Source organism: Roseivirga ehrenbergii (assembly GCF_001593005.1).
GTDB lineage: Bacteria > Bacteroidota > Bacteroidia > Cytophagales > Cyclobacteriaceae > Roseivirga > Roseivirga ehrenbergii.
On record NZ_LQZQ01000001.1, the window covers coordinates 430,715 to 441,156 of the forward strand.

At 38.8% G+C, this 10,442-nt stretch carries 5 protein-coding genes; all 5 read right to left on the minus strand.

What is annotated here, in order from left to right; all coding sequences use genetic code 11:
• Nucleotides 1-127: 127 nt before the first annotated feature.
• On the minus strand, nucleotides 128-589 hold the full coding sequence (locus tag MB14_RS01970; protein WP_062588119.1) for a hypothetical protein: 462 nt from the start codon (nucleotides 587-589) through the stop codon (nucleotides 128-130).
• Nucleotides 590-591: 2 nt separating this feature from the next.
• Nucleotides 592-5,361: a tandem-95 repeat protein gene (locus tag MB14_RS01975; RefSeq protein ID WP_165899488.1), complete on the minus strand. Its 4,770-nt coding sequence runs from the start codon at nucleotides 5,359-5,361 to the stop codon at nucleotides 592-594.
• Nucleotides 5,362-5,429: 68 nt separating this feature from the next.
• Complete coding sequence (locus MB14_RS01980; RefSeq protein WP_084375926.1) at nucleotides 5,430-8,018, minus strand: tail fiber domain-containing protein; 2,589 nt, start codon at nucleotides 8,016-8,018, stop codon at nucleotides 5,430-5,432.
• A 25-nt stretch (nucleotides 8,019-8,043) separates the two neighbouring features.
• On the minus strand, nucleotides 8,044-8,310 hold the full coding sequence (locus MB14_RS01985; RefSeq protein ID WP_062588126.1) for a response regulator transcription factor: 267 nt from the start codon (nucleotides 8,308-8,310) through the stop codon (nucleotides 8,044-8,046).
• Between the two features lie 227 nt (nucleotides 8,311-8,537).
• A complete protein-coding gene (locus MB14_RS01990; protein WP_062588128.1) occupies nucleotides 8,538-10,073 on the minus strand; it encodes a tetratricopeptide repeat protein in 1,536 nt (511 codons plus the stop codon).
• Nucleotides 10,074-10,442 lie beyond the last annotated feature (369 nt).

Sequence of the window (10,442 nt, forward strand, 5' to 3'; positions counted from 1 at the left end):
TAATCCCAACTAGTAATTCAAAATTGAGTTTTTTGGCTTCCAGTATCAATACCCAGTTTAGGGTATTTTTACTTTTTTCAATTAAAAATGGAGAGACCATTGGCCTCTCCATCATAATAATAGAAGTTTATTTAGTTACCTTAATTACATAATTTCCGCTTACACCAGCTACGGAATTACTTGCGGTTTTTGTAAAAGAGAATTCAAAATTTGTTGTGGTAAGCGATGTAATTGTAACAAGCTTCCCTCGTCCTGTACGGATTTGATTGATTCCTTCTCCAACCCACTCCCATGTTCCAGTTGCCGGAAAAAGATCGCCAGCATTAGTAGTTGTGAATGCGCCATTTGTAAAGGAAAGTGTAAACCCCACATAATTAGCGGCTACATCGCCTCCATCCAGTTCAATTTTACCATTATTGGTAATTCCCCAATCCCCCTTAAGCTTGTCAAAGGCTAACTCTTGTTCGGAAGGACCTGGGTTATCATCACCACCACCGCCTCCCCCACAGGAGGCGGTAATTAGTAGAATTACAATAGCTAACAATAGTAATTCAAAGTGTCTCGATATTTTATTTTTGAAAGTATACATGACTATTTAATTATCATTAGCTTTTTAATTACTGAACCTTTTTCTGAAGATATTCTCACCAAATAGGTGCCTGCCGGATACTGACTCACAGTCACTTGAATCTTGCGTTCCTTCACTTTACTCAGTGACCAAACCGTATTTCCGTTTATGTCTACAATGGCAACATCTGGAGCTACTACAGGGGCAAGGCTTAAGTCAATTGTAACAATATCTCTAGAAGGATTCGGATAGAGTTGAACTTCATCCTGATCTATTAAATCATCATCAATATCTGTTACTATTGCTCCTTCACCTAAAACATTCAAACTTTCAGTTCCAGCATTAGAGCTTATAGAGATTTGACCATTATAGGTTTTACCTTCCGTAGGACTGAATATAACCTTCACTTCTTCAGAAGCTCCTGCTGAAAGACTAACGGTACTCTTATCTACACTAAAGCCTTCTGGCACTTGAATACTAGTAACCTCCAAACCGTCTCCATCTCCATTATTGGTAATGGTGAAAGTCAACTCACTACTCATACCAATATCCGTTTGGTTAAAGCTTAGATCGCCTTCTACTTTCAAATTAGGTTCTGCCACATTCGAAATTTCAATGGTGAAACTATTTTCAATACTCAACCCACCTCCATCAGTGGTTGACACCCGCACGGTATACGCACCCTTGGCTTCTCTATCGAAAGTCTGAGCCGTTACCAATTGATTTCCATTAATAATAAAGGCACTGTTATCACCATCTCCTTCACCACTCACAAAGGCATAGGTATGGCTATCAGCCGCATCTTGATCGGTAGTACTTAAATTCCCAACCAAAGTTCCTGCATCTTCATTTTCCAAAACAGACAGGTTACTCAAAGCCACAGCACTTGGGGCTTCATTCACATCTTGAACACTCACTGTGAAATTTTGGGTAAAATTCAATCCATCAGCATCTGTTGTTTTAATACGTACCGAATAAGCCGTTTTTGTCTCATAATTAAAGGCCGACTTATTAACCAAATTGCCTCCAGAAATTTCGAACAAAGCATTATCTGTATCTCCGGCACCAGCCACGAATGAATAGGTGTGACTATCACCGTTATCTGGATCGGTTGTGGTTAATGCGCCAATCACTGTTCCAGAAGCTTTGTTTTCCTCGATGCTGTTAGCACTTAAAACTATTGCTTCTGGACTTTCATTTATATTTGTTACCGTAACCACAAAGGCCTTCTCAATGCTGGCTCCGCTTCCATCGGTAGATTTCAACCTGATTTTTAATGATGATTTACTTTCAAAGTCGATAGCAGAAGCTGTTTGCAAATTATTGTTGTTTATGCTGAATACACCGTTATCGTCTGAGCCTTCTCCAGAAACCAAAGTGTAAGTATGCGTATCACCAGCATCCACATCGGCTGTTGAAAGCGCACTTAAAACAACGCCTAAGCTTGCGTTCTCTGCAATAGTTAAAGTAGGTATAGTGATGTCCGTTGGTGCATCATTTACATTGATGACTTTCAACTGGAATGTAGCATTAACACTTATATTCGAACCATCGGTGGCCGTTACAGTAACGGTAACATCTCCAACATTATCGTTACTTGGGGTTCCCGTAAAGCGTTTTGTAGCCGCATCGAAGCTTAACCAACTATTTCCGCTAAAAGTAGCTGAATAAGTAAGGTTATCTCCATCCACATCGAGGAAAGAAGCTTCATTCAACGCTACACTCAGCAACACATCTTCGGTAGCATTAATGGCTGGCAACGCAGTAACCAATGTTGGAGCATCGTTTACATTAATAGTATTCAAACTATAGGATTGACGCACCTTCCCGCCACTTCCGTCATCCGCTGTTACAAAGAAGGTTGCTGTCCCTACATTCTCATTAGTAGGTGTTCCTACCAGTTGGTTTCCGCTAAAGGTTAACCATTTAGGTTTGTTTTCAAAAGTGAATGTAAGCTTATCGTTGTCTACATCGTTGAATAGCGCTGATAGGTCTATCGTATAGGCTACATCTTCGGTTGCATCAGCCACCGTTGTTGAAACTACGGTTGGGATGTCGTTGACAGATTGAACCGTTACATCAAAAGTGCGGCTTGCACTTAAATTTCCATCAGACGCGTTTAACGTGATGGCTGCAACTCCATTTTTATTGACTTCTGGATTTAAAGAAACCAACACTCCTGTTTCGCTCGGGGTTAGCGTAATTGCTCCATCTTTAATCAAACTCTGGTTAGAAGATGAAGCCGTAAAGGTCATTTCGCTTAAGCTGTTATCTATATCTTCATATGATACAAACAGTCCGTTCAATGCAAAATCCTCTTGAACCGTCTGATTTGAAACAGTTCCTAAAGTTGGAGCATCGTTTACTGGGTTGACGGTGATGTCAAAAGATACGAATCCAGACTTTGCCTCAGTCTTACCAACCAAAAACACTTTTTCTGTTCCTGAATAGTTCTGAGGCGAAGTAAGAACTAGGGATTTACCGTCTGCTGAAATACTGGCACCAATGGATGAATTACCTGTAACTTCATAGGTGAAAACTGCATTCGCATCATTCACATCAGTAAACACATTACTAATATCAAAACTCAATTGACCGAAGTCTTCATTTTCATTTCGGTTAGAAATAGGATTCGCCACTTGAATATCGGCTGCCAGTTCTTCTAATACGAAAGACACACTTTGGCTTACACTCGCAGTGCCATCACTTGCCGTAATTGTAACCGACTCATTTCCGGCAGCCACATTTTTAGGACTTATGCTCAACACACCATTAGCTTCGGATAATGTAAATAATGAGCTATTGCTCAAGCTGTATGTAAGATTAGCATCCGTAGTCTCAACATCTTGAAAAAAGCGCCCTAGCTCTAAGGTATAAGTAGGGAAACTTTTCAGTATCTTCTGAGTAGGAATAACCTGTTCAACAATTGGCACATCGTTTACTGGGTTAATCACTAAGTTAAAGGTTTTAGGCTGAGAAATAGATTGGTCTGTGCCTAGTCGATCATCGGCCTTTACACTAAAACTCACCGTACCATTATAATTAGGTTTAGGTGTCACCTTCATTGTATTCCCCGAGAACGAAATATCAACCACACCTAATTTGTCAGGTGTTACAGTATAGTTGAAAACGGAAATCTTAGAATCTACATCTGTGGTTGAAATGTTAATTGTTCCCGAGTTGTCTTCATCAATAGTAACATCATTAATATCTGCAATGATAGGAGCGTCATTCACTGGTAGAACATTTACAGTAAAGCTTTTTACAACAGAATATGCCTCGGTTGTACCCGTCTCGGACACTTGAACAGAAATATTCGCATTGCCATTGAAGTTTGCTGCTGGGGTTATAGTTAACTGGTTTCCATTAACTGTAGTGCCCACCTTAGTGTTATCCGATGATTTGGCCGTTACGGTCAATTCACTATCAACATCTGTATAAGCCAAGGTAAGTGTAAGACTTCCATCCTCATTCAATTGTTGGTTTGGAATATCACTCATCGTTGGCGGATCGTTGACATCCACTACCTGCACCACAGCATATGATTTCGAAGTGAAATCTCTTCCCGTATTATTCACCGCGAACTGTAAAGAATCTAAGTAGCCCCTTTCTCCTTTAGGCTTATACTTTACTGACCATTGAACCAAATTAGCCGTGTTTTTTACCTTTACAGGACTTTCATTGCTCCCTATTTTAGGAAGTGTTGGAATTTCAATTGAAGCTTGCGTTAGGTCAAAAGCACCTAACTCTACAGCATACAAATTCAATTCAACCGTTTGGTTCTCAGGAGTCGATTTTCTAGTAGCAAAAGTAAAAAACTGTCCATCAGCAGAGGTTTGTGTATCTACGCCAGTGGCTGCAGTTGTCGAAGAAATATCAAACAAACCCGATGTGTTTTCCGAATTTGCTATGGCTCCACTCGAACTACCATCGGCCGAATTGCTAAGAACAAAGGCCTCGTCATCCTCATAGCCATTGTTAACACTCACTTCAGCCGTAATAAATACTTGTGATGCTGAAAAGAGATATGGGAATTGCGCTTTGGCTGCATTTACATTTACCGTTAGCTTGTTTCCTGATGCTGTTAGGTCTGCTAATTTGTACGTTTGATCAACCAAAGTTACCAGCGTAACAGCTCCTGGTTGCGACAAATCGATATAGCTAATCTTTACATCGTAACTTGAATTGAATCGATCATCCTCAAAACTAAGCCCTAGTGTTTTGCTATCGGCTGAAGCCGTAATTACCTGAAAGTCTGTAATTGCATGAGGTTTATCTTCAACGTTAAATGTAAAAGGGAAAGTGGCAACCTCTGAAGAAAGCTCACCTTCAACTTCATTCACTTTAAACCTTATGGTATCCTTATAACCTGACCCAGCGGCCAAACTTGATGAAGGCGAGAATTGAAACTCATAATCAGAGCCTTCAACAGCTGTCAAATCCCCCAACATTGGATTACCCGTTATTTCAAAAGTAATTTCGTCATCATCAGGATCGAATCCGTTCAGTTCAATACTGCTACCCAAATTGTAAAACACCTCTGAACTGGGTACAATCGCAATTGGCGCGTTGTTTTCTTCAAGATTAAATAACGGTATAACGAAGCCAAAAGAACCCTTGAGCTCTGTTTGTCCATCGGTAACTGTTAACACACTAGAAGAACCATATTGACCCACCGAAGTATAACCGGTGTATATTCCTCCTGAAATCCATTCTCCACCTCTTGCGTTGGTCACCCTACGGTTTCGCAACTCATCTTTATTAACTTCTTGACTTTCTACTTGATATGTCAAAAGCAATAGAGATAGGCAGCATATGGATTTCAGGAACACATTAAATATTCCTTTTAAATCCACCATGATTATTTCTGATCAGTTTTTTGAGTTGTGTTTTGTGCGCCCAATAAAGCCTCAATTCTGGCCAATCGATCTTCCATTTCCTTTACGCTTGTTAGCTCAGCTTTTAAAGAAGTGTTTTCCTTTTTTAAGTCTTCAATTTGCTGACTAAGTTCTTTCACTGCTTCTACTAAAACGGCTGTCATTTCAGCGTAATTCACTGTTTTAAATCCATCTGATTTTGTGTTTACCAGTTCTGGAAGTATGTTTTCTACCTCTTGTGCTATGAAGCCTATTTTGTTTTCTGGTTGAGATAAATCTTTCCAGTTATAGCGTACTCCTCTCAATCTATTTACTGTGGCTAGGCCAGAAGTTAAAGTCGAAATATTCTTTTTAAGACGCACATCAGATGATTGAGATAAAGAACCTGATATTACAATATCTCCTGAGTTGGCATCTAGAACAATATTTTCGCTAGATGTGCTGTTCGCAATTTCTGTCTTATTTAAGCTTAATCTTCCCCATTGGTTGGTTCCATCAGTATTTACTTCCATAGAAGCATTCGCATGATACCAAGCACCTCCATCTGAGGTATTTCCGTAAACCCTAATGGCTCCCAAGTCATTATTCTCACCTCTTTTTCCTGACATTTCTACGTTCGGAGAGTTTGTTCCAGATAAGTAAATAAAGCCTGACCTGCCAGTTGGGTCTGCTCCTCCTTCTTCTCTATCTGAACCAACGGCTACCAACCTCGTACCTTGGTTATCATAAAAATCTATACCCGACCGCTTATAGTTATCAGAGTATGGGTTATTATTAATGTCTCTATTGTAAGTGTATAAATCGACTAATCTTGCATTATTATCTGCCGTAAAGTTTTCAGCGTATAAGTTTAAATAAGACATCCCTTCACCATATGCAGCCGCAGCAATAGCGCTTCTTACAAAACTATTATCATCGCTTCTTCTGTACATTTGCAAACGGCCTCCCGGGCTACTACCAAAAGATCCCATTTTTATATCTGGATCACTTGTGGCTCCAAATAGCTCTAGAATACCTGAGTTATAACCTTCATCAAACCTAAGCGCAGACTTAACAGCACCTTCATTATCATGTATTTCAATAGGTCTATTGCCTGTTAAACCGTAAGCATTCATTCCGAAATGCGCACCGTCAGTAGATCTAAATTCTATTGAACCCAGTTCGGTACCATCTTCCCATCTCTGAGCATCCATCCAAACTAAATCTGGAAAATAAGTTCCACCATTTCCATCGTCTACTTGGGTTGAGCCTTGAATTTTGAAGTAGCCTAAATCTAAACCTGAGTTCTCTTCCCAGAATTTCGCGCCAGCCTCAATATTTGTTGAGTTCTTACCTGCCAAACTAAAAAATCCATTTCCAGATGGGTAAGCCCTTAATACCGCACGACTAACATCTAGTGAATCATATAGTCCTAAAAATCCGGCCTGTCCCCCTGAGTTACTACCAAGAATTACTCGTCTAGTGTTATTATGGCCGTACAAAACCAAAGAACCTGCATTATTTGGTTCATAATAGTTTAAATCTGCCTTTAGATTTTCTTCCGGCCCAAAGATTTTCAAGTTTCTGCCACCTCTAATAGCAATATCGCCTTCAAACCAGCCAGCCCAGTTTTCAACACCATTTGTAGCACTAGCCCAAATTGCTTTGTTAATACCTAGCCCTTCGGCTCTACCTAAAACTCCTTTATTCTCAATTTCTGTATTTCCTGCCTGACCAACTCCAGAAATACCAGCAACACCAATATTGTCAACTCCAACGGTTCCTGTAGCATACCCTGCAACTCCAACATTCCCCCAAGGATTAGACTGAGCATAGGCAAGCACACCATTGTTGTAAGAACCATTTTCGTAACCTTCATCCCCGTTTCCAGAACCTCCAGCTAATCCGTAAACTGCAGCGTTCGTTTTACCAGCTCCAAAAGCTTGGCCGTAAACTCCATAATGATTGCCCGTACCTTCACCTATTGAGCTACCTATTAATCCAATTTTAGTAGTCGCGTCTTCAGCCTGAGATGCAATATTTCCTCTAACCGCCATTTTGAAACCTACACCGGTCATGTCAATCTGAAGACCTCTTTGAGCTCCATTAGTCAGATTATCAGAACTCATAGCAAAATGAAAAATAGTATCTGAATTAGCCTTTTCATTATCTATTTCGATTCTTCTAGGTAAATCATTGGCTGGGCCAATTTCCTTAGGTGAAAAAGGAGTCAAAAGTTGAACAGTCCCAAGTGTGTTACTTCCTACACTCACTGTAAGACTCCTCTCGGCTACGTTATAAAATAAACTTTCCGGAAGTGGGTTCTCAGCTCCTAAAGTAACCGAATACAAGCCTTCAATTACTTGAACCGTTTGGGTTTCACTCCATGCTGTACCTTCAATATCAATACTGAAAGTCATACTTCTATCTCCATTCACAGGTTCACCATTTTCATAAAGTGTTCCTTGAAAGTTCATTTTCATACCAGCATTTGCTGGTACCGTTGTCTCCTGAAAGGGACTTGCATAACTGTTGAGGCCATTAAAAAGCATTAAGGCGCTAAACAATGTTAAGAGTAGTAAATGTTTTTTCATGAGTGGGTTATTATGTGTTTGATATTTATTTATCGATTTCCTTTTCTATACTTATCGAACGTGTATTCCTAAAAAGCACAATAGCAGAAGCCCAGTCGGCCTGAGTTTTTAGGCGCAGCTTTTGCTTTATATTTTTTCGATGTTCATCATAAGTCAAAACTGAGATACCTAACTGTTCCGAAATGCTTTTTCTACTTTCTCCTTTTGCAAGCCTGAGTAGAACCTCCATTTCTCGATTAGAAAGTATTTCAATAATAGATTTTCGAGTTTCTCGAAATCTTACAATAGTCATAAGCGTGTTAAAATCTACCCTAATTCGGGTACTAGTTGTTGTAAGGAAAAGGTCGATAGGAATAAGGGGTATTCAAAAAAAAAGTCACGAGTGACAGTAGTCTTAACACGAATGGAAATACTATGAATATCGAAATAAGGTAGAATTGAAAGATTTTGTCATGGATCACCTAAAAACCGAAATGAATGACACTCTTTTTTTAAGTTTTTCTTTTAGCAAAAATGGAGCTAAGAAACTTTCGTCTGAAAAATCTCCTCCATGTTCGTCTTAAAACTCCTTGAAATATTCAATTCGTGGCCGTTTTGTAAAACAACCCTATTGGAATAAACCTCACGAATAAAGTGAATATTGATGATATAGGACCTGTGAACTTGGATGAAAGTATTGATTGGTAAATCAGATTTTAAATCCTTAAGCGTACCTCTATCAATCTCTGGTCTTTCTTTATTGTCTAGGAAAAACTCCAGATATGGTCCATCGGATTGAACAAACATCAACTTGTTAAGAGGAATTACTGCTTTACTTTTAAGGGTAATAAAGTTCTCAGTTGACTTTTTAACTTTCTGTTGTAATTCTGATATTTTCGACTTCAATTCATTTACCTCACTCTCTCTGAGCTCTGCTTCATTACTCTTTTTCCTGAATTTAAAATACAGCAACACGCTTAAAGCGGCTAGAATAACGGCTCCTATAGCTAAACGAGTACTTAATCTCTGAAAAAAACTAGCTTGTTCTCGACTCTGTTGTATAACTTCTTCAGACCTCGCAAAATCATATGCAGAAGTTATTTCTTGAATAGTTTTAATACTCTTAAATATTTCAAGACTATCATTCAAACTTTTCCACTTCTTCATAATAGCCAAAGCTGCCTTTGTATTGCCTTCTTTTTCATATGCCTCAGAAAGCAAAACATAATGATCATTAAGGTCATCAACCCTATTCTGCTCTAATGCCTTAGTAATAGCCTCATTCACATATTGAATGGCTAACTTCGCATCCCCAAACTCCAACTCAACCCTAGCTCTTAAAAAAGCCAGTTGAGACTCTCTATATAAATCTTGATTTGGTGTAACTAACGAAAGTGCATTCTCTAAAAAGTAATAGGTACTATCAGCGTTCTTAGCTATTAAAAAATTACTCGCTTTGTTTTGATACACTTCTGTCAAGGCTAATTTATTATTCAACCTTTTGTATAGTTGTTCATTTAAACTAAGGTAATAATTGCTTGAGTCAAGCTTGGATACCTTTCTATAATTGACAGAAATATTATTAAAACATCTAGCCTGTATTACCCACTGCTTATAGCTTCCCGCAATCTTAGCAGCGATCAACAGTTTCTGGTTAGATTGGTCAATCAGGTTCATTCTCCCATATAGGGTACCTAAATTCATTAATGTATTGGCTACATTGGCAGAATCCTTCTTTGAATATATCTCAATAGCCCTATTAAAGTCGTCAGCGGCTTCATTATAATTACCCTGCGACTGTGCAATAATCCCTAATTGATTGTACATCAAAGCCTGACCCAATTCATTCTTTTGATCTTGAGCCTCCTGAAATAGTGTTTCAAAAACTTCTTTCGCCTTTGTGAACTCACCCTGCCTCTGGTAAACTATCCCCCTATTTCTTTTAATTCTGCTGTAGGTTAAGTAATCCTTAGAAGAATCAATGAAGTTTAACGCACTGTCATAATGTAAACCTGCTGCTTCCATTGTTCCCCTTTGATAAAAAGCATAACCAATGGCAAAATGGCCTTCCGTCAATGCAAGAGAATCACTATATGAAATGAGTTCCCTTCCAAAAAGTGCTAAACTATCTGGGTACCGTGAATTTCGTTTAGACAGCTCTATTAATTCAGAAATTTTCTCAGATTGAGAGTGTAACGGAGAACTTGTAACGAGGATAAATGTGAAACAAAAAAATAGTGCAAAAAATATTTTTGTCGTATAGTGACATATACGTATCTGGATCATCGAGTTGAGGCGTTCAGTTCAAGGTAGAAATTACTACTGCTTTATACAAATAGAAATTCTTCACTATAATACAGAATTTCTGAATTCCTTGAAACAAATTTCCTTAAAAGCGTTCTTGAAACTGTCGACAAGCGTCTTCCTCCCAAAGTAAAGGTCATA

Coding starts and splice junctions, on each gene's coding strand:
- MB14_RS01970 (WP_062588119.1), bottom strand. CDS start 589: ATGTATACTTTCAAAAATAAAATATCGAGACACTTTGAATTACTATTG.
- MB14_RS01980 (WP_084375926.1), bottom strand. CDS start 8,018: ATGAAAAAACATTTACTACTCTTAACATTGTTTAGCGCCTTAATGCTT.
- MB14_RS01985 (WP_062588126.1), bottom strand. CDS start 8,310: ATGACTATTGTAAGATTTCGAGAAACTCGAAAATCTATTATTGAAATA.